The organism is Allobosea sp. UNC402CLCol, assembly GCF_000745475.1.
Lineage (GTDB): Bacteria > Pseudomonadota > Alphaproteobacteria > Rhizobiales > Beijerinckiaceae > Allobosea > Allobosea spartocytisi.
Genome location: NZ_JQJJ01000013.1, coordinates 373,467 through 392,873 on the forward strand (window position 1 = coordinate 373,467; position 19,407 = coordinate 392,873).

Genomic DNA, 19,407 nt, shown 5'->3' on the forward strand with positions numbered 1-19,407 from the left:
AACGCCAACAACAGGGGATCCATGATGAATCTGGCACGCAGCTTTCGTCTCGCCGCCTTCGCCGCCCTGCTCGGCGCCACCGTCTCGACCGGCGCGCTGGCCCAGACGCTGACGATCGGCGTCCGCGCCGGCCCGGAATCGATCGACCCGCACTTCACCGCGACCGGCACCCATGCCGAGGCCCTGAAGCAGGTCTTCGACACGCTGATCTGGTCGGGCGACAAGCTCCAGCTCGAACCGCGGCTCGCCACGAGCTGGAAGGCGATCGAGCCCAATGTCTGGGAGTTCAAGCTGCGGCCCGGCGTCAAGTTCCATGACGGCTCGGACTTCACGGCGGAGGACGTGAAGTTCTCGATCGAGCGCATTCCGGTCGTCGCCGGCCCGAACCCGACGACGATCTATGTCCGCCGCGTCAAGGAGGTGAAGATCGTCGATCCGCTGACGGTGCAGGTCGTCACCGACGGGCCCGCGCCGAACCTGCCGAACGACTTCATCCGCCTCTTCATCGTCTCGCACAAAGCGGCCGCCGGCCTGACCAAGGACAATGCCAACGAGGCGTTCAACTCCGGCAAGGCCGCGATCGGCACCGGCCCCTATAAATTCGTGTCCTGGACGCCGAAGGACCAGCTCGTGCTCGAGCGCTTCGACGGCTATTGGGGCCCGAAGGAGCCCTGGGCCAAGGTCGTGCGCAAGGAACTGCCGAACGACGCCGCCCGCGTCGCGCAGCTCAAGGCGGGCCAGGTCGACATCATCGTGCGCGCGCCGGCTTCCGACGTGCCGACGCTCAAGCGCGACCCGAAGCTCACCGTCACCACCATCGAAAGCGTCTATCTCTTCAACATGGAGCTCGACATGCGGGACAAGTCCCCGCAGGTCAGCGCCAAGGACGGCTCGCCCCTGCCGAAGAACCCGATGCAGGACGTCCGGGTGCGCGAGGCGATCGACCTCGCCATCGACCGGCCGGCGCTCGCCGAGATCGCCATGGAAGGGCTGGGCGCCCCGGCCAACCAGCTGGTGACGCCGACCATCGCCGGCTTCAACAAGGAGCTGCCGGCGCTGAAGCCCGACCTCGCCAAAGCGAAGAAGCTGATGGAGGAGGCCGGCTACCCCAACGGCTTCAAGGTCACCTTCTCCTTCACCAATGACCGCCTGCCCGGCGACCGGCAGGTCGGCACCTCGATCGCCCAGATGCTGGCGCGCATCGGCATCGAGGTGAACGCCAATGCCCAGCCCGGCGCCGTCTTCTTCCCGGCCCGCCTGCGCGGGGATTTCTCGATGGCGATGTCCGGCTGGGGCACGCTGACGGGCGAGGCCAACTACACCCTGTCCTCGCTGGTGCATTCGAACGACCCGGCCAAGAAGCTCGGTGCCTTCAACGTCCAGAACTACGCCAACCCGCAGGTCGACAAGCTGATCGAGGACGCGGCCATCGAGATGGACGAGGCCAAGCGCAACAAGATGCTCTCGGATGTCGCCGCGATCGTCGCCAAGGACCGGCCGCGCCTGCCGATCACCGCCGTCGGCTCGGCCTGGGCGATGCAGAAGGACAAGGTCACCATCGCGCCGCGCGTCGACGAGGACACGCTGGCGATGGACATCAAGCCTGTTAAGAAGTGACCCTTCGCCTCCGCCTCCCGGCCGGCCCCGTGCCGGCCGGGACGGACCAGATCACTTCGACGGAATTTCTTTCATGACACTTGCTCTCGCCATCCACGGCGGCTGCGGCACCTTGCCGAAGGCCGAGATGACCGAAGCCGAATGGGCGCAGGCCCGCTCCGACCTCGCCGGCGCGTTGCGCGCCGGCTGGACCATCCTCGCCAAGGGTGGGCCGGCGGTGGACGCCGTCGAGGCCGCCGTGCGCGTCATGGAGGATTCGCCGCATTTCAATGCCGGCCACGGCGCCGCCTTCAACGCCGATGGCGAGCATGAGCTCGACGCCTCGATCATGGATGGGGCGACGCTCGCTGCCGGCGCGATCTGCGCCGCCAAGCACATCCGCAATCCGATCGTCGCGGCCAAGGCGCTGATGTTGCGCGGCGATCCGCTGCTGCTGGCCGGTCCGGCCGCCGACGTCTTCGCCGAGCATGAGGGCGTCGACACCGTCCCCAACGAATATTTCTCGACCGAGCGGCGACGTAAGAACCTCGCCTCGATGAAGATCCGCGAAATCGTCGGCACGGCTTCCGAAGCCAGCGAGGCCGAGAAGCACGGCACGGTCGGCGCCGTCGCCTGCGACGCGCAGGGCCACCTCGCCGCCGCGACCTCGACCGGCGGCTACACCAACAAGCCGGCCGGGCGCGTCGGCGATTCGCCGATCATCGGCGCCGGCACCTATGCCCGCGACGGGCGCTGCGCCGTCTCCGGCACCGGCAAGGGCGAGTATTTCATCCGCTATTGCGTCGGCCACGAGATCGCGTCGCTGATCGCCTATAAGGGCCTCACGCTGGATCAGGCGACGCAGGAGGTTCTGGGCGAGCTTTCCGACCACAAGATCGGCGCCGGGCTGGTGGCTGTCGGCGCCGACGGCACGATCGTCGCGCCCTACAACACTGAAGGCATGTATCGCGGCTGGGTGACGCCGGACGGGCTTTTGCACGTCGCCACCCATGGCGATGTCGAGATGGTCGGGCAGGCCTGATGAGCCGGCGCGGATGAGCGAACCGATCCTGATCTGGGGCGCCGGCGCGATCGGCGGGACGCTCGGCGCCTATTGGGCGCGGGCCGGCGTGCCTGTGCTCCTCGTCGATGTCGTACCCGGCCATGTCGAGGCCTGCCGCGCGCAGGGGCTCGCCATCTCCGGACCGGTCGAGGATTTCCGGCAGGTCGTGCCGGCCGTGACGCCGCAGGAGCTGGACGGCCGCTATCGGCGCATCGTGCTCGCCGTGAAGGCCGGAGCGACCGAGGCCGCGCTCGCCGCGCTGAAGCCGCATCTGGCCGAGGACGGTTTCGTGCTCTCCGCCCAGAACGGGCTCAACGAGCTCGCCATCGCCAGGGCGGTCGGCGAGCGGCGCACGCTCGGCTGCTTCGTCAATTTCGGGGCCGACTGGCTGGGCGACGGCGAGATCCTCTACGGCAATCGCGGTGCCGTGGTCGTCGGCGAGATCGACGGCTCCGTCAGCGAACGGGCGGCCGAGATGCATCGCCTGCTCAGCCTGTTCGAGCCGGATTCGATCCTGACCGATAACATCTGGGGCTATCTCTGGGGCAAGCTCGCCTATGGCGCGATGCTGTTCGCCACGGCCCTGACCGACGATTCGATGTCGGCGAACTTCGCCGACCCGCAGCGCCTGCCGGTCTGGCTCGCGCTCGGCCGCGAGGTCGGCGCGGTGGCGAGCAAGCGCGGCATCACCTCGCTCGGCTTCGGCGAATTCGACCCGATGGTGTTCGCGCCGGGCGCGCCCGAGGGGCCGCAGGTCGCGACGATCGCATGGCTCGCCGACTACACCTCGCGGACGGCCAAGACCCATTCCGGCATCTGGCGCGACCTTGCGGTGCGCAAGCGCAGGACCGAGGTCGATCCGCAGATCGGCATCATCGCCACGCTCGGACGCGAGGCCGGCGTCGCGACGCCGGCGCTGGAGACCCTGGTCTCGCTCATCCACGACATCGAGGAAGGCCGCCGCCCGATGGCCTTCGAGACGCTGAAGGTGCTGATCGACCGATGCAAATCCGTTTCGACGGCCGCGTAGCCCTCGTCACCGGTGCCGCCCAGGGCATCGGGCGCGCCATTGCCACGGCGCTGGCAGAGGCCGGCGCGCGCGTCCATCTCGCCGACATCGATGCGGATGGCGTCAAAGAGACCGCCCGGAGCCTCGGCGCGACCGCCCATGCCGTCGATCTCGGCTCGCCCGAGGCGGCGCAGGCTCTGGTCCTTAGCATCGCCTCCGCGGATGACGGGCTCGATCTCCTGGTCCATGCCGCCGGCGGCGTGCGCGGGCAGGTCGGCCGGCCGATCGAGGACATCTCGGAAGAGGATTGGCGCGCCATCTTCGCCGCCAATGTCGATGCCGCCTTCTTCCTGGCGCAAGCCGCGGCTCCGGTGATGCGACGGGCCGGCTATGGCCGCATCGTCACGATCTCGTCGGGCGCGGGCCTGCGCCCGAGCCTCACCGGCATTCAGGCTTATGCCAGCGCCAAGCACGCTCTGGTCGGGCTGACCAGGCAGCTCGCCTGGGAGTTCGGCCCGCATGGCATCACGGTGAATTCGGTGGCGCCCGGCTTCGTCCGCTCCAATCCCGCGACCGAGCGGCAATGGGAGGCGTACGGGCCGGAAGGGCAGAAGCGGCTGGTCGAGAGCATCCACACCCGCCGGCTCGGCACGCCGCAGGACATCGCCAACGCGACGCTGTTCTTCCTGAGCGAGCAGGCCGGCTGGATCAGCGGACAGGTGCTCTCGGTCGACGGCGGGCGCTCGTAGAGGCGGCTCGGAAACACGCCGTCATCCCGGACAAGCGGCGAAGCCGCGCAGATCCGGGATCCATCACAGAGCGCAGAGCCTTACGATGGATCCCGGGTCAAGCCCGGGATGACAGCGTGTTTCCTCAGGAAACCGGCAGCGTCAACCGCAATTCGCCTGATCCGCCGGCATCTCCGCCCCGACCATCCAGCTCGTGCCGAACCGGTCGGTCAGCATGCCGAAGCGCGGCGACCAGAAGGTCTCGGCCATCGGCATGGTGACCTTGGCGCCACCTTCGGAGAGCCCTGCGAAGATGCGTTCCGCCTCCTCCGGCGTCTTGACCCCAACGCTGACAGAGACCGAGCGCATCGGGCCGTCGCTGCGATCCGGCGGCGCGTCCGAGGCCATCAGCATCTGGCCGTCGATCTCGAGGCAGGCGTGCAGGATCTTGTCGCGCCATTCGGGCGGGACGTGCTCCTCGGCCGGCGTGCCCTTGTGGTCCATCATGGCCAGCATCTTGCCGCCGAGCACCTTCTCGTAGTGGGTGAAGGCCTCGCGGCAATTGCCGCCGAACATCAGATAGGTCGAGAGTTTCATCGTCGTCTCCTCCTTTGATTATCGCGTATCGGCGGCGTTCAGGCCCTGCGGCGACAGGCTTCAGGCGGGCCGCTCGGCGGCCGCCTTCATCGCTGCCAGACCGGATTCGAAATCGCCGCCGACCATGCGGTCCATATCCATGAAGACATGCATGATCTTGCCGATGAAGGGCGTCGGGCCGGTCATGGTCCAGGTGACATTCGTCGCGGAGCCCTGCGGGGCGAGAGCGAAGACGACGTCGTTATGCGCCTCGAATGGCTTGAGAAAATCGAGCTTGAGCGCGATCCTGGCGGGCGGGTTGGCCTCGAGGATGCGCATGCCGCCCTCACCGACATTCTTGTCGCCGGCCCAGGCATAGGTCGCGCCGACCCCGCTTTCCGGCCCGCCATAGCTGCGCGTCATGGCGGGATCCTTCTTCTCCCAGGGCGACCAGGCGCCCCAGGCCTTGAAATCGGCGATGAGCGGATAGATCCGCTCCGGCGGCGCATTGATCGTGGCCGTGCGCGTGACCTGGAAGGTGTCGGGCTTGCGGGCGGCAAGGATCAGCACCACCGCGACGGCGATCACGACGAGGCCGAGCAGGCTGAGGAGAGCTGTCTTGAGCATGACGAGAAGCCTTTTGATCCAATTGAAGAGATCTGGACGTCAAACGCCCGGTTCCCCCGGCGGTTTCGCCTTGATCGCGCGCAGGACCTCGTCCAGCCGCCCCAGGCTCTGGTCCCAGAAACGGCTGTAATGCTCCAGCCATTCCGAGACGTCCTGCAACGGGCCGGGATCGAGCCGGCAGGGTCGCCACTGCGCCTCCCGCCCTCGCGTGATCAGCCCGGCCCGCTCCAGCACCTTCAGATGCTTGGAGACGGCCGGCAGGCTCATCGCGAAGGGCTCGGCCAGCTCCTTCACCGAGCTCTCGCCCTCCGACAGCCGGGCCAGGATGGCGCGGCGCGTCGGGTCGGCGAGGGCGGCGAAGGTCAGGCTGAGCGGGTCCGCCGACATCTATGAAACCAATCAGTTAATTAACTGATTGGTTTAGTAATGCCGAATTCCACCCGCGTCAAGCCGTCCTTTCCCCCAATCTGGCGGGGCGGACCGCCGGTTGTTGTCAGGACCGAGGGCGCATGGTTAGAACCGACGGGAGAGAAGGATGCCGCCGCCCATGAGCTTCGAGACCGCCGCGACGCCCGAAGCCGCCATCGACCGCCTCGAACGGCTCTATGAGGAGGCGCGCGGCGCGCTGCGCAGCGATCTCCAGCGCTTCTTCGAGACCGGAGAGCCGCCGACCCCGGAGCAGCGGGAGCGCTATCGCTACCCCATGCTGCGGGTGAGCTACGAGCCGTCCAAGCTGCCGGCGGCGACGCGGCGCGGCTACGCCAAATTCGCCGCGCCGGGCATCTACTCGACGACGGTGACCCAGCCGGCCGAGTTCAGGAGCTATCTGCTCGACCAGCTCAAGCCGCTCGTCGCCGAATACGGCGCGATGATCGAGACCGGCATCAGCCAGCAGGAAATCCCCTATCCCTATGCGCTCGAAGGTGGCGACGAGCTGGGGCGCGGCAAGATCACCGCCGCCGAGCTCGCGCGCTATTTCCCGACCCCGCTGCTCGCGCTGGTCGGGGACGAGATCGCCGACGGCACCTTCGACATCGTCGAGGGCGAGCCGCGGCCGCTTTCGCTCTTCGACGCGGTGCGCGTCGACTATTCGCTGCGCCGGCTGGTGCATTACACCGGCACCGACTGGCGGGCGGTGCAGCCCTGGGTGCTGCTGACCAACTACCATCGCTATGTCGACCAGTTCGTCCGGTTGGGCCTGGCCGAGATCGAGGCCGGCACGGCCGAGGCGCTGGTCGCGCCCGGCGGCATCCGCATCGACCGCGACGGCGTCGACGTCTCGGCGGCCGAGCGGGTGATGTCGGCGCCCTGGCACCGCTTCCAGATGCCGGCCTATCACCTGATCCGGAAGGATGGCGACGGCGTCACCCTGGTCAATATCGGCGTCGGCCCGTCCAATGCGAAGAACATCACCGACCATCTGGCGGTGCTGCGCCCCAATTGCTGGCTGATGGTCGGCCATTGCGGCGGCCTGCGCCAGACGCAGATCATCGGCGACTACGTCCTCGCCCATGCCTATCTCCGGCAGGACGGCATTCTGGACGAGCTGGTGCCGCCGGACATCCCGATCCCGGCCCTGGCCGAGGTGCAGGTCGCGCTGCAGCAGGCCGCGGCCGACATCACCGGCGAGAAGGGCGATACGTTGAAGCAGCGGCTGCGCACCGGCACCGTCGTGACGCAGGACGACCGCAACTGGGAGCTGCGCTGGACCAAGGAGCGCCGCCGCATCAACCTGTCGCGCGCCATCGCCGTCGACATGGAATCGGGCACCATCGCAGCGCAGGGCTATCGCTTGCGGGTGCCCTACGGCACGCTGCTCTGCGTCTCCGACAAGCCGCTGCATGGCGAGATCAAGCTGCCCGGCGCCGCCAACGCCTTCTACGAACGGGCGGTGGGCGAGCATCTGCGGATCGGACTCGACGCGCTGAAGAAGCTCAAGGAGACCGGCTCGGCGATCCATTCGCGCAAGCTCAGGAGCTTTGACGAGCCGCCGTTTCGGTAACTTAGAGAGGCGCGTCATGCTCGGGCTTGACCCGAGCATCTCAGGACGGAAAGGCGCCTCTTCCTGCGAGAGATTCTCGGGTCGAAGCTGTGCTTCGCCCGAGAATGACGGCTGAGGCTTGACCTAGCCGAACACGCCGTAGGCGACCAGTGCCGCGATCACCCAGAGCGCCGCCGTGCCCCAGCGATTGCGCTGCGCCTCGGCTCGGCCGATGGCGGCGACGCTGCGCTCGTCGAGCGCAAAGCCGTGGCGCGAGGCGTCCTCGAGCTGGCCCAGGATGCGCTCGGCCCGAACGACCGTGTCGGGCAGCGCCGCCAGCGAGCCGAGCAGGGAGCGGGCGCCGCGCCCGGCCTCCTCCAGCTTGCCGATCGGCCCGAGATTATGGGTGATCCAGCTGCGCACGACGGGGTCGGCCGTGCCCCACATATCGAGATGCGGATCGAGCGAGCGCGCCACGCCCTCGACCACCACCATGGTCTTCTGCAGCATGACGAGCTCGGTGCGCGTCGCCATGTCGAACATGCCGGTGATCTCGAAGAGCAGGGTCAGGACCTTGGCCATCGAGATCTGGTCGGCGCGCTTGTCGTGGATCGGCTCGCCGACGGCGCGGATCGCCTGGGCGAAATCCGCGACATCGTGATGGGCGGGGACATAGCCCGCCTCGAAATGCACCTGCGCGACGCGCGTGTAGTCGCGGGTGATGAAGCCGAGCAGGATTTCCGCGAGGAAGCGCCGCTCCTTCAGGCCGAGCCGACCCATGATGCCGCCATCGACCGCGACGAGGCGCCCCTCCGCATCGACGAACAGGTTTCCGGGATGCATGTCGGCATGGAAGAAGCCGTCGCGGATCGCATGCTTCAGGAAGGACTGGATGATCTTGCGGGCCAGCTCCGGCAGGTCGTGGCCGGCGGCGCGCAGGCCCTCGACATCGGAGAGGCGGACGCCGTCGATCCATTCGTCGACCAGCATCTCGCGCGCGGTGAGCTGCCAATCCGGCTCCGGCACGCGGAAATCGGTGTCTTCCTTGGTATTCTCGGCGAATTCGGAGAGGGCGGCGGCCTCGAGCCTGAGGTCCATCTCCATCGCGACGGAGCGCGCCAGGGTCTCGACCACGCCGGTGAAGCGCAGACGGCGCGCCTCGGCCGAACGCATCTCGGCCATCTCGGCGCCGAAGCGCATCGCGGCGAGATCGCGGTTGAAGCGGTCGCGGATGCCCGGCCGCAGGATCTTCACCGCCACCTCGCGGCCATCCTTCAGCCGGGCGCGGTGGACCTGAGCGATCGAGGCAGCCGCGACCGGCTCGCTGAACTCGGGAAACAGCGTCTCCAGCGGCACGCCATGCGCAGCCTCGACGATGGCGCGCGCCTCCGCCATCGAAAAGGCCGGCATCCGGTCCTGCAGGGCGGACAGATCCTCGGCGATCTTCATGCCGACGACGTCCGGCCGGGTCGCCAGGAACTGGCCGAACTTGACGTAGGAGGGGCCGAGCCGCGTCAGCGCCGCCGCGAGGCGGGTCGCGGAAGAACCGGCGCCGCGCCGCTCGATCAGCCGGCCGACACGGATCAGGCCTCGTGCCAGCGGCGGCAGCACGGAGGGGTCGACGAGCGCCAGCGCACCCTCGCGCGCCAGCACGAAGCCGACGCGCACGCCGCGCAGCATGTGGAAGAAGGAGGAGATCATGCCGCCGCAGCCAGCATCACAGCTTCCAGCCGGAATGCAGCGCCACGACGCCGCCGGTCATCGGCGTGAATTTCGCGCGGCGGAAGCCAGCATCCTCGATCATCCCCGCGAAGGCCTGTGGCTTCGGGAACTTGCGGATCGATTCGACGAGGTACTGGTAGGGCTCGGCCTCGCCGGTGACCATGCGGCCCATCGGCGGGATCACCCTGAAGGAATAGGTCTCGTAGATCTTGTCGAGCAGGGGCACGTCGACATGGCTGAATTCGAGGCAGAGGAAGCGCCCGCCGCGCTTCAGCACGCGATAGGCCTCGGCCAAGGCCTTGTCGATGCGCGGCACGTTCCGGATGCCGAAGGCGATGGTGTAGCAATCAAAATGGTTGTCGGGCAGGCCGAGTTCCTCGGCATTGCCCTGGACGAAGCGGATGCGATCATTATCCGGGAAGCGCTTCTCGCCCCGCTCGCGCCCGACGCGCAGCATGTCGGCATTGATGTCGAGCACGGTGACATCGGTCTCAGGGCCGCCGGCCTCCAGCACCGAGAAGGCGACGTCGCCCGTGCCGCCGGCCACGTCGAGATGATGGAAGGCACGATCCTTCGGTGGGTTGATCGCGGTCAGCAGCGCGCTCTTCCAGGCCCGGTGCAGGCCGCCCGACATCATGTCGTTCATCAGGTCGTAGCGGTCTGCGACCTTGTGGAAGACGTCGTCGACCTTGGCCTGCTTCTCGGCGAGCTTCACCGTCTCGAAGCCGAAATGGGTGGTGTCGGAAGCTGCTGTCACGGTCGGGCCGGCCTTGTGCAAATCTGTCTTGTATTCGCCTGAGCCGATCAATAGCCAAAGGCGGCGGGCTTGTCGCGGGCCCTCTCGACGCAGGCTTTATTTGAGGTCGCTGATATGCCGGAGCTACCCGAGGTCGAAACCGTCCGGCGCGGGCTGGAGCCCGCCTTGCTGGGCGAGCGCTTCGCACGCGTCGAGCTGCGCCGGCCGAACCTGCGCTTTCCGCTGCCCGATCATTTTTCCGAGCGGCTGACCGGCCGGCGCATCGAGGCGCTGTCGCGCCGCGCGAAATATCTCATTGCCGATCTCGACGACGGCCAGGCGCTCGTCATGCATCTGGGCATGAGCGGGCGCTTCATCGTCGAGGCGCCGGGCACGCCCCCGACCGAGCCGGGCTCCTATTATAACGAGATCGGTCGGCACCTGATCCACGACCATGTCGTGTTCGAGATGGGGACGGGCGCGCGCGTCACCTATAATGACGTGCGCCGCTTCGGCTTCATGGATCTCGTTCCCCGCGCCGAACTGGCGACATCGAAGCATTTCGCCGGGATGGGCATCGAGCCGCTCGGCAACGAACTCTCCGGCGAGACGCTGGCGAAGCTGTTCGCGGGGAAGTTCGCGCCCTTGAAGGCCGCGCTGCTCGACCAGCGGCTCGTGGCGGGCCTCGGCAATATCTATGTCTGCGAGGCGCTGTTCCGGGCCGGGCTCCATCCAGAGGCGGAAGCCGGAACGATCGCGACGCCGACGGGGCGGCCGCGCGAGAAGGCGCATGAGCTCGCCCGCATCATCCGCGAGGTGCTGGAGGAGGCCGTCGCGGCCGGGGGCTCGACGCTCCGCGACTTCGCCCATGCCGACGGCTCGCTCGGCTATTTCCAGCACCGTTTCAAGGTCTATGACCGCGAGGGCGAGACCTGCGTCACGCCCGGCTGCGGCAAGCTGGTGAAGCGCCTAGTGCAGTCGGGCCGCTCGACGTTTTATTGCGAGAGCTGCCAGCCGAGGCGGTAGAGACACGCGTCATTCTCGGGCTTGACTCGAGAATCTCCGGCCGGAAGTGACACTGGAGCCTCCTCTTGCACGAGATGCTCGGGTCAAGCCCGAGCATGACGCGCTGGGGGAGACAGCGAATGCGCGGATGTGCGCAACGCGCATGGACCGCTCTCGCGCCGCTCGCTAAAGCTGGCGGAGCAGGACCATCCGGGAGGCCGCCATGGCTTATGAGACCATTCTCGTCGAGACGAAGGGCAAGGTCGGGCTGATCACGCTCAACCGACCGCAGGCGCTGAACGCGCTGAACGGCCAGCTCATCGACGATATCAATGCGGCGCTCGACGGCTTCGGCCGGGATGACGGCATCGGCTGCATCGTCATGACCGGCTCGGAAAAGGCCTTCGCTGCCGGCGCCGACATCAAGGAGATGCATGGCCGCACCTTCCCGGGCACCTATCTCGACGACAAGTTCGAGGACTGGGACCGGATCGGCCGGCGCAAGAAGCCGATCATCGCGGCGGTCGCGGGCTTCGCGCTGGGCGGCGGCTGCGAGCTTGCCATGATGTGCGACTTCATCATCGCGGCGGATAACGCGAAGTTCGGCCAGCCCGAGATCAATCTTGGCGTCATCCCCGGCGCCGGCGGCACGCAGCGCCTGACAAGGGCGGTGGGCAAGGCCAAGGCGATGGACCTGATCCTCACCGGCCGGATGATGAATGCCGAGGAAGCCGAGCGCTCCGGACTCGTCGCGCGCGTCGTGCCGCTCGCCGACCTGCTGACCGAGACGCTGAAGGCGGCCGAGGCGATCGCCACGAAGTCGCTGCCCTCCGTGCTGATGGCGAAGGAGGCGGTCGAGCGCGCTTTCGAGGTAACCCTTCAGGAGGGGTTGCGCTTCGAGCGCCGCGTCTTCTCCTCGCTCTTCGCCACCGCCGACCAGAAGGAAGGCATGTCCGCCTTCGCCGAGAAGCGGAAGCCGGATTTCAGGAACGCCTGAGCAACCGGCCATCGCCTGCCGCATGGCGGCGTCGAGCGGCCCCGCCTTGATGGACCGGCGCTCCTGCTGGCAGATAGCACACGTCTTTCGCCAGCAGGATTTCCCGCCATGAACGCCCAGACCGGACCGTCCCTCCCGACCTATGCCGATGTCGAGGCGGCGGCCGAGCGGCTGAAGGGCATCGCCCACCACACGCCGGCGATGAGCTCCGCCACCGCCAACCGGCGGACGAATGCGAGCCTGGTCTTCAAGCCCGAGAATTTGCAGCGCATGGGCGCCTTCAAGTTCCGCGGCGGCTACAACGCCATCGCCTCGCTCTCACCCGCGCAGAAGAAGGCCGGCGTCGTCACCTTCTCCTCCGGCAACCATGCCCAGGCCATCGCCTATGCGGGCCAGCTCTTGGGCGTGCCGACCACGATCATCATGCCGAACGACGCGCCAGCCGCGAAGGTGGCGGCAACGGAGGGCTATGGCGGGCAGGTCGTGCGCTATGACCGCTATACGCAGGATCGGCTCGCCATCGGGGATCGCCTCGCCAGCGAGCGCGGGCTGACGATCATCCCCCCTTACGACCATCCCCATGTCATCGCCGGCCAGGGCACGGCGACGAAGGAGCTGATCGAGGATGCCGGCCCCTTCGACATCCTGATCGTGCCGCTCGGCGGCGGCGGGCTGCTCGCCGGCGCGGCGCTCGCGGCGAAGGCGCTCAATCCGGGCTGCCGGATCTTCGGCGTCGAGCCGGAGGCCGGCAATGACGGGCAGCAGTCGCTGCGCAAGGGCGAGATCGTGAAGATCGGCGTGCCCAAGACGATCGCGGACGGGGCGCAGACCGCCTTCCTCGGCGATCTCACCTTCCCGATCATCCAGCGCGACGTCGAGGACATCGTCACGGTCAGCGACGCGGCGCTGATCGACGCGATGCGCTTCTTCGCGGAGCGCATGAAGCTCGTCGTCGAGCCGACCGGCTGCCTCGCTGCGGCGGCGGCCTTCACCGGCGCCGTGCCCGTCGAAGGGCGGCGCGTCGGCGTCATTCTCTCCGGTGGCAATGTCGATCTGGCGAGCTTCGCCCGCTTCATCGCGCCGTCAGTGTGAGCCTCATGGTAAAGCTCACGCGGATTCCGCGTTGACGGCGGCCGCGCGAGCGATTATAGCCCCACCACTCGCGGCGGCCCGCGCAAGCTCGGCCGCCGCTCACGTGTTTCCAGCAAGGTAGCGGTCAGAACCGCCGGCTCAACGCCAGGCGACGGACCGTGATGAAGACGAGGACGTTTGGATGGCCAATACGACGTCGGCCAAGAAGGCCACGCGCAAGATCGCGCGGCGCACCGAGGTCAACAAGAACCGCCGCTCGCGCATGCGCACCTTCCTGCGCAAGGTCGAAGAGGCGATCGCCACGGGCAACAAGGCCGCCGCGGCCGAGGCGCTCAAGGCTGCCCAGCCCGAGATCATGCGCGCCGCGCAGAAGGGCGTGGTTCACAAGAACACCGCCTCGCGCAAGGTTTCGCGTCTCGCCCATCGCATCGGCGCGCTGGCCTCCTGAGCCACCTTCGCGGGCCGCATCGCATCGTTTAAAAGCCCGGCTCGACGCCGGGCTTTTTTGTTGGCTTCAAGGCCCCCTGTTGCCGCCTCGCCACGCGCCGCCACGGAAGAAAAAAATCGTTACGGCAAGCCGATTCGGCAATCTTTCCACGGCTTTACGGACTTGACTCTCCGGGCGCTTTCGGGGCGCGGAATCGCTGCTTCAGCGAGAGTCTGCCGCACATGGAAAGTCATTATTTTTCATCACCTTAGCGGGCAAAGGATTTTGAGGTGAGAGAATCGCGGCGACTCCAAGGCACCCATTCGCCCCTTTGAAAAAAAAGATTCGGCCGCCGCGAGCGCGCCCGCTGTAAAGAAAAGATTAAGTTCCCCAACCAATTGCAGCCCCCCGACCCCGTTCGATCCGGGGGGCGGAAGCCACCTCGCTCCGAAGCCGGCTGAAAGGGATATTGCAGCCCGTCGAGCGCGCCCTGTAAGGTCACTTCATCGCCGGGCGGACAGCAATGAACGCGGTGGCGGTTTCCATAGATTATCGGTGTTTTGGCTCGCGACCAGGGAGGTTGGAGAATGCGGCTCTTTGTCTTCTGTATTGAGATGAAGCGCGGCTCCAGCCAGCGGCGAGCCTTCCAAGCGTAATCGACAGAACCGGGATTTCCTGACCTGTCGGGCGGATGCGCCTGCCGGGCCGGGATCCTTTTTAACCGGACAACAGCGCCGGGAAGGCGGTTGCCTCTGCAATCGCCCCTCCGAAGGCGTGTTCAATTTTGAAGCAAATGGGGCCATTGATGTTCGAGCGGCAGCAAATCGGAGATACGGTCGAGGCAGCGTCGGTGGTGGTGACAATGGCGGTCGAGGAGACTGCTCCGGTCGGAGCAGAGGACGCGTCGCTCCAGGACGCCTGGGAGCGTGTGCGCCGGCGCCTGCGTGCCGAACTCGGCGAGGATGTCTTCTCGAGCTGGTTCGCCCGGCTCGAAATCGCCGGCATCGTGGGGGGCATCGCCTATCTCACCGTCCCGACTCGCTTCCTGAAAAGCTGGCTCGAGGCCCATTACGCCGAGCGGCTGCGGGTGAACTGCATCGCCGAGCTGCCGGCGCCGAAGGGCGTGCTGCTCTCGGTCCGCCAGGCTTCACGCGACACCACGCCGGCGCCGCTGGCGGAAGCCGTGATGCGCAGCCGCCCCGCCTCTTCGACGACACCGGTCCCGGCCGAGGCGGCCAAGCCCGGCGCGGCGACCGCCCAGTCCGGCGAACCCGAGCTGGTCGATGTCTGCGGCACGACGCTCGACAGGCGGATGAGCTTCCAGAACTTCGTCGTCGGCAAGTCGAACCAGCTCTCCTTCGCCGCGGCCGAGCGCATCGCGGCGGCGCCGGCCGGACAGAGCCCTTACAACCCGCTCTATCTCCATGCCGGTGTCGGCCTGGGCAAGACGCATCTGCTGCAGGCCATCGCGCAGGAAGCCAGGCGGCTGGGCAAGCGCGTCGCCTATTTCACGGCGGACCGCTTCATGTACGGCTTCGTCGCGGCGCTGAAATCGCAGACGGCGCTGGCCTTCAAGGAGAAGCTGCGCGGCATCGACCTGCTCGTCGTCGACGACGTGCAGTTCATCCAGGGCAAGTCGATCCAGCAGGAGTTCGGCCACACGATCAACGCGCTGCTCGATGCGGGCAAGCAGATCGTCGTCGCCGGCGACCGCCTTGCCGGCGAGCTCGAGGCCCTCGACGAGCGCATCCGTTCGCGGCTGGGCGGCGGTCTGGTTGTCGAAGTGGGCGAACTCGACGAAGCCTTGCGCGCCAAGATCCTGGCGACCCGGCTGGAAGCGCTGCAGAGCGCCCATCCCAACTTCCAGGTCAGCCCGGATGTGGTGGCCTATGTCGCCCGCGTCGTCGCCACCAATGGCCGCGATCTCGACGGCGCTGCCAACCGGCTGCTCGCCCATGCGACGCTGTCCGGCCAGTTCGTGACGCTGGAGACGGCGGAGGCGGCCATCCGCGACCTCGTGCGGACGCGCGAGCCGCGCCGGGTCAAGATCGAGGACATCCAGAAGCTGGTCGCGACGCGCTACAATGTCAGCCGCGCCGATATCCTCTCCGAGCGCCGCACGGCCGCGGTCGTGAAGCCGCGCCAGATCGCGATGTATCTGTCGAAGGCGCTGACCCCGCGTTCGCTGCCCGAGATCGGCCGGCGCTTCGGCGGGCGCGATCACACCACGGTGCTGCATGCCGTGCGCAAGATCGAGAAGGCGATCAGCGAGGACCGCTCGCTGCATGAGGAGGTCGATCTCCTGAAGCGCATGCTGCAGGAGTGAGGGAGCGGCCGCTCGCGCCTGTCCTGCCAAATGGTTGTGGTTGCCGGGATGCGCGGCCCTTGCGCGCCCGGCTGCTGTCCGGCAATGTCGCTGGCCATTCATTCGGGCCCGGGCCGTCATGCCTGGGCGGCTAGCGTCAGAAGACTAGACAATCATGAAGGTCACGGTCGAACGTTCCACGCTGCTCAAATCGCTCGGCCACGTGCATCGCGTGGTGGAGCGCCGCAACACCATCCCGATCCTGTCGAACCTGCTGCTCAGCGCCACTGATGGAGGCCTGCGCCTCAAGGCGACCGATCTCGACATCGAGGTGGTGGAGACGATTCCGGCCGATGTCACCGAGTCCGGCGCGACGACCGTGCCGGCGCACACCCTCTATGACATCGTCCGCAAGCTGTCGGACGGCGCGCAGGTCTCGCTGGAGACCACCGGCGACACCGGCCTCGTGCTGCGCTCGGGCCGCTCGCGCTTCCAGCTCCAGACCTTGCCGGAAAGCGATTTCCCGGACATCACCGCCGGCGAGATGGCGCATCGCTTCGTGCTGCCGGCCGGCGAGCTCAAGCGCCTGATCGACAAGACCCAGTTCGCGATCTCGACCGAGGAAACGCGCTACTATCTCAACGGCATTTATCTCCACACCATCGATGTCGATGGCCGCCCGGTGCTGCGCGCCGTCGCGACCGACGGGCACCGGCTCGCCCGGGTCGACACCGCCGCCCCGCAGGGCTCGGCCGGCATGCCCGGCGTGATCGTGCCGCGCAAGGCCGTGGCCGAGATCCAGAAGCTGCTGGAGGATGGCGAGAGCGAGGTCGCGGTCGAGCTTTCCGGCTCGAAGATCCGCATCGCCGCCGCCGATGTCGTGCTGACGTCGAAGCTGATCGACGGCACCTTCCCCGACTATCAGCGCGTCATCCCCTCCGGCAACGACAAGCGGCTGACGGTGGACAGGGGCGATTTCGCCGCTTCCGTCGACCGCGTCTCGACGATCTCCTCCGAGCGCGGCCGGGCCGTGAAGCTCTCGATGGCGGACGGGCGCATGACGCTCTCCGTCACCAACCCGGATTCCGGCTCGGCGACCGAGGAGATCGAGGTCGATTACGAGGCGAGCCCGCTCGATATCGGCTTCAACGCCCGCTACCTGATGGACATCGCCGCCCAGCTCGACGGCGACACGGCGCTGCTGAAGCTCGCCGACCCGGGTTCGCCGACCGTGATCCAGGACCGCGAAGGCGCCTCCGCGCTCTATGTGCTGATGCCGATGCGCGTGTGAAGGGCTTTCGGCCGTGACGGCCGTTACGCGCCTGATCCTGCAGGATTTCCGTTCCTACGAGGCCCTCGATCTCCCGGTCGAGGGTCAAATCGTTGCGCTGATCGGCGAGAACGGTGCCGGCAAGACCAATATCCTCGAAGCGCTCTCGCTCTTCGCGCCCGGCCGTGGCCTGCGCCGGGCCGAGCTGCCCGGCATGGCGCGCCAGGGCGGCGACGGCAGCTTCGCCGCGTCCATCACCTTGGCCGATGAGGCCGGCCGGCTTGGTATCGGGCTCGGACCACTCGATGCGGAAGGGCGCCGCCCGCGCATCGCCCGCATCGACGGCACGACCGCCGGCTCGGCGCTGGCCTTCAGCGAATATCTGCGGCTGGTCTGGCTGACGCCCGATCTCGACGGGCTGTTCCGCGGCGCCGCCGGCGACCGGCGCCGTTTCCTCGACCGTCTCGTGCTGGCGATCGATCCCGGCCATGCGACCCGCTCGAACGCGCTGGAGCGGGCTCTGCGCTCGCGCAACCGTATCCTGGAAGAGAGCCCCAATCAGGGACAATGGCTCGACGCCGTCGAGCGCGAGGTCGCCGAACTCGGCGTCGCGGTCGCCGCCGCCCGGGCCGAGACGGTGGCGCGGCTCTCCGCCATCATCGCCGAGACGCGAGACGAGGCCTCGCCCTTCCCTTTCGCGGATATCGAGCTCTCCGGCGAGATCGACGCGCTGGTCGCGCGCCTGCCGGCCGTCGACGCGGAGGACGCCTATCGCGACCTGCTGCGTCAGGGCCGCCACCGCGACCGTGCCGCCGGGCGCACGCTCGCGGGGCCGCAAGCCTCCGATCTCGAGGTCCGGCACGGGCCGAAGGATATTCCAGCCGGCCAGGGTTCGACCGGCGAGCAGAAAGCGCTGCTGATCGGGCTCGTGCTCGCCCATGCCAGGCTGGTCGCCGCGATGAGCGGCATCGCGCCGCTGGTCCTGCTCGACGAGATTGCCGCCCATCTCGATCCGCGCCGCCGCGCGGCGCTCTACGGCGGGCTGACCGGGCTCGGCTGCCAGGTCTGGATGACCGGTGCCGACGCTGCCTTGTTCGGCGATTTGCCGGCCGGCGCGCAGCGCTTTTCGGTGACGCCGGGGCGGATCGATCCGCTCGATTGATCGGTCAGGCCACGGCTTGCGATGGGACGCTTCGTCAGGTTCCTGCTAATCTCGCGGGCAGTCTCGGAGGCTTTCCATGGACATCTCCAGCCTTGCCCTGTTCGCCAGCGTGTATTTCCTCGCCGTCGCCTCGCCCGGCCCCGCCATCGCGGCGCTGGTCGCGCGCTCGCTGTCATCGGGCTTCCGGCGCTCCTTGCCGTTCCTCGCCGGCATCGTCGCGGGCGATCTCGTCTGGTTCGCACTGACCGCGCTGGGCTTGAGCGTGCTGATGCAGAGCTTCCACGGCGTCTTCGTCGCGATCAAATATGCCGGCTGCGCCTATCTGCTCTACCTCGCCTACAAGGCCTGGACGGCGCCGGCCGAAGCACCGAAGCCCTCCGCTGCCGCCCGCGGCGAGGGTGCGCGCCTGTTCCTCGGCGGCATTGCGCTGACGCTCGGCAATCCCAAGGTCATGGTCTTCTTCCTGTCGATCCTGCCGCTGGTGATCGACCTCAACGCGATGAGCACGCTGGCCTTCGTCGAAGTCGCCGCGCTGATCGCCCCGATCATCACGGGGACGCTGATGGCCTATGCCTATGCGGCCGACCGGGCCCGGCGCCTCGTCGCCAGCCCGCGCGCGATGCGCTGGATCAACCGGACGACCGGCGGCGTGATGGCCGGCGCAGCCGCCACGATCGCAACGCGGAGCTGATCGGCTTGGCTCTGGCAGCCGGCCTCATCGATCTCGGCTTCGCGCTGTTTCATGCCGCGTTCCGGCGTCTGTTCGGCTGGCCGGAGCGTTTGACGCCATCCGGCGGCCTGAACACGGCGATCACGCAGACGCTCAACGCGATGCTGACCTTCGTCTTCCTCGCCTATGGCGCGACCTTGATCTGGCTGGCCGGGCAAGGCCGCGTCCACCCTGTGCTGCCGCTCGTGGGCGCCGCCTTCTGGGGCCTGCGGCTGACGCTGCAATTCATCTGGTTCGACCTCAAACCCTGGCCGTCGAAGTTGATCACGGCGGTTTTTGCTCTGGCGATCGCGATCCACCTGCTGGCCGTCAAAGTCTGAGAGCCATCCAAGCTTTACGCCGTCATCCCGGACGAAGCCCTCGGGTCCGATCTTCGATCGG

General features: G+C 67.7%; 19 protein-coding genes. 14 read left to right on the forward strand and 5 right to left on the reverse strand.

Annotated elements, in window-relative coordinates:
- The first annotated feature begins 24 nt into the window (after positions 1-24).
- The 4 genes from GY40_RS18030 (at position 25) to GY40_RS18045 (ending at position 4,417) form a co-directional block, all read left to right on the forward strand.
- The gene (locus GY40_RS18030; protein WP_038364972.1) at positions 25-1,617 is read left to right on the forward strand and encodes an ABC transporter substrate-binding protein; all 1,593 of its coding nucleotides are present in this window, start codon (positions 25-27) and stop codon (positions 1,615-1,617) included.
- Positions 1,618-1,690: 73 nt separating this feature from the next.
- Positions 1,691-2,638 (forward strand): isoaspartyl peptidase/L-asparaginase family protein, encoded by a 948-nt coding sequence (locus GY40_RS18035; protein ID WP_038364974.1) that lies wholly within the window; start codon positions 1,691-1,693, stop codon positions 2,636-2,638.
- Positions 2,639-2,651: 13 nt separating this feature from the next.
- Positions 2,652-3,689 (forward strand): ketopantoate reductase family protein, encoded by a 1,038-nt coding sequence (locus GY40_RS18040; RefSeq protein WP_038364977.1) that lies wholly within the window; start codon positions 2,652-2,654, stop codon positions 3,687-3,689.
- Complete coding sequence (locus GY40_RS18045) at positions 3,662-4,417, forward strand: SDR family NAD(P)-dependent oxidoreductase (protein WP_038364980.1); 756 nt, start codon at positions 3,662-3,664, stop codon at positions 4,415-4,417. The genes GY40_RS18040 and GY40_RS18045 overlap by 28 nt, the downstream gene beginning before the upstream one ends.
- Before the next feature lie 141 nt (positions 4,418-4,558).
- Here the strand turns inward: GY40_RS18045 and GY40_RS18050 are convergent, their stop codons facing one another.
- Genes GY40_RS18050 through GY40_RS18060 form a run of 3 tightly spaced genes read right to left on the reverse strand, consistent with a single transcriptional unit; the run spans position 4,559 to position 5,986 of the window.
- Positions 4,559-4,993: a VOC family protein gene (locus tag GY40_RS18050; protein WP_051988241.1), complete on the reverse strand. Its 435-nt coding sequence runs from the start codon at positions 4,991-4,993 to the stop codon at positions 4,559-4,561.
- Between the two features lie 60 nt (positions 4,994-5,053).
- Positions 5,054-5,599 (reverse strand): SRPBCC family protein, encoded by a 546-nt coding sequence (locus tag GY40_RS18055; protein ID WP_038364983.1) that lies wholly within the window; start codon positions 5,597-5,599, stop codon positions 5,054-5,056.
- 39 nt (positions 5,600-5,638) lie between these two features.
- Positions 5,639-5,986: an ArsR/SmtB family transcription factor gene (locus GY40_RS18060; RefSeq protein ID WP_038364985.1), complete on the reverse strand. Its 348-nt coding sequence runs from the start codon at positions 5,984-5,986 to the stop codon at positions 5,639-5,641.
- A gap of 160 nt (positions 5,987-6,146) precedes the next feature.
- Here GY40_RS18060 and GY40_RS18065 point away from each other — a divergent pair, with 160 nt between their 5' ends.
- A complete protein-coding gene (locus GY40_RS18065) occupies positions 6,147-7,601 on the forward strand; it encodes an AMP nucleosidase (protein WP_038364987.1) in 1,455 nt (484 codons plus the stop codon).
- Between the two features lie 123 nt (positions 7,602-7,724).
- On the opposite strand, the gene ubiB is transcribed toward GY40_RS18065, so the two are convergent.
- Positions 7,725-9,281 carry a 2-polyprenylphenol 6-hydroxylase gene (gene ubiB, locus GY40_RS18070; protein WP_038364989.1) on the reverse strand — a complete coding sequence of 519 codons (1,557 nt, stop codon included), beginning with the start codon at positions 9,279-9,281 and terminating at the stop codon, positions 7,725-7,727.
- A gap of 16 nt (positions 9,282-9,297) precedes the next feature.
- The gene (gene ubiE / locus GY40_RS18075) at positions 9,298-10,059 is read right to left on the reverse strand and encodes a bifunctional demethylmenaquinone methyltransferase/2-methoxy-6-polyprenyl-1,4-benzoquinol methylase UbiE (protein WP_038365308.1); all 762 of its coding nucleotides are present in this window, start codon (positions 10,057-10,059) and stop codon (positions 9,298-9,300) included.
- Between the two features lie 114 nt (positions 10,060-10,173).
- Here ubiE and mutM point away from each other — a divergent pair, with 114 nt between their 5' ends.
- From mutM to GY40_RS26655, 9 genes are all read left to right on the forward strand, one after another.
- Positions 10,174-11,064, forward strand: a complete 891-nt coding sequence (gene mutM, locus GY40_RS18080) for a bifunctional DNA-formamidopyrimidine glycosylase/DNA-(apurinic or apyrimidinic site) lyase (RefSeq protein WP_038364991.1) — start codon at positions 10,174-10,176, stop codon at positions 11,062-11,064.
- A 202-nt stretch (positions 11,065-11,266) separates the two neighbouring features.
- The gene (locus tag GY40_RS18085) at positions 11,267-12,040 is read left to right on the forward strand and encodes an enoyl-CoA hydratase (RefSeq protein ID WP_038364994.1); all 774 of its coding nucleotides are present in this window, start codon (positions 11,267-11,269) and stop codon (positions 12,038-12,040) included.
- 108 nt (positions 12,041-12,148) lie between these two features.
- Positions 12,149-13,132, forward strand: a complete 984-nt coding sequence (locus GY40_RS18090) for a threo-3-hydroxy-L-aspartate ammonia-lyase (protein ID WP_038364997.1) — start codon at positions 12,149-12,151, stop codon at positions 13,130-13,132.
- Positions 13,133-13,313: 181 nt separating this feature from the next.
- Entirely contained in the window at positions 13,314-13,580 is a 267-nt protein-coding gene (gene rpsT, locus GY40_RS18095) for a 30S ribosomal protein S20 (protein WP_038365000.1), read from the forward strand.
- Between the two features lie 841 nt (positions 13,581-14,421).
- Positions 14,422-15,885, forward strand: coding sequence for a chromosomal replication initiator protein DnaA (gene dnaA, locus GY40_RS18100; protein ID WP_051988271.1), 1,464 nt, complete (start codon positions 14,422-14,424; stop codon positions 15,883-15,885).
- 154 nt (positions 15,886-16,039) lie between these two features.
- Positions 16,040-17,155 carry a DNA polymerase III subunit beta gene (dnaN, locus tag GY40_RS18105; protein ID WP_038365001.1) on the forward strand — a complete coding sequence of 372 codons (1,116 nt, stop codon included), beginning with the start codon at positions 16,040-16,042 and terminating at the stop codon, positions 17,153-17,155.
- Between the two features lie 13 nt (positions 17,156-17,168).
- Positions 17,169-18,296, forward strand: a complete 1,128-nt coding sequence (gene recF, locus GY40_RS18110) for a DNA replication/repair protein RecF (protein ID WP_038365003.1) — start codon at positions 17,169-17,171, stop codon at positions 18,294-18,296.
- 76 nt (positions 18,297-18,372) lie between these two features.
- Positions 18,373-18,987, forward strand: coding sequence for a LysE family translocator (locus GY40_RS18115; RefSeq protein WP_038365006.1), 615 nt, complete (start codon positions 18,373-18,375; stop codon positions 18,985-18,987).
- Positions 18,988-18,992: 5 nt separating this feature from the next.
- Positions 18,993-19,346 carry a hypothetical protein gene (locus GY40_RS26655; protein WP_051988243.1) on the forward strand — a complete coding sequence of 118 codons (354 nt, stop codon included), beginning with the start codon at positions 18,993-18,995 and terminating at the stop codon, positions 19,344-19,346.
- Positions 19,347-19,407 lie beyond the last annotated feature (61 nt).